The 987-nt window shown below is 39.4% G+C and carries 1 protein-coding gene; it reads left to right on the top strand.

All coding sequences use genetic code 11. From position 1 onward, the window contains the following. A partial coding sequence (locus tag A3739_RS26285) for an EAL domain-containing protein (protein WP_156502867.1) occupies positions 1-987 on the top strand: 987 nt, incomplete at both ends.

The following is a 987-nucleotide window of genomic DNA, read 5'->3' on the forward strand; positions in this document are numbered from 1 at the left end:
TATTCTAAAAAAAGTAGAAAAGATTAATTTAGTTCACCTAGGCCGAGCATTAAGTGTGAGCTTATCGGCTGGCATCGCTCCAATTGATAAGGCACTTTATTCTGATGTCAGCCAACTTATTAACGGCGCCGACGCGGCGTGCCGTTATGCAAAAGGCGATAATGAAAATCGTATTCATGTCATGGATTCATCAAAAAGTGAGTATGCCTTATTCATGCAAGATAGGAATTTGCTAAGTATTTTAGATGAGGCTATTGCGAACGATCATTTTTTTCTGATGTTTCAGAGAATCAGCCCTGTAAACGACAGCAATAATCGATGCCATTACGAAGCGCTCCTGCGCCTTCAATCGGAGGATGGTGAGAACATTCCTCCCGGTTTATTTATACCAGTGGCTGAGCGTTCAAAGCTAATGCCGAAAATAGATCGCTGGGTAATCGATCGGGTCTTTTCGCAACTTACACCAAATATGCATGTGGCAATTAACTTGTCAGGGCAGTCAATTTCCGATCGGAAGTTGGGTGATTTTATTTTGTCCCTTGCCCACAAATATACCGTTAAACCTGAGCAAATTACGTTTGAGATAACAGAAACTGCTGCTATTGAAAATATTGAGAAAACTCAAGAGTTCATTGCCATGTTACGATGCGAAGGGTATGCCTTTGCTCTGGATGATTTTGGAACGGGGCTCTCATCTTATCAGTATCTAAAGAATCTGCCGATTGACTACATTAAAATTGATGGCATGTTTGTGAAAGAAATCGATGAAGATGAGTTCTCCTATGCAATGATCAAATCAATTAACAGTTTCGCACATACCATTGGTTTGAAGACTATCGCAGAGTTTGTTACTAGTGCACCTATTCATGAAAAATTAAAAGAAATTGGTGTCGATTTTGCGCAAGGCTTTTATTTACACAAACCCCAAATATTGGAACAAATAATAAAAAACACAGAATTGGATGTTCCCCCTGAAGATAATGTTGT

Source organism: Oleiphilus sp. HI0067, from assembly GCF_001635735.1.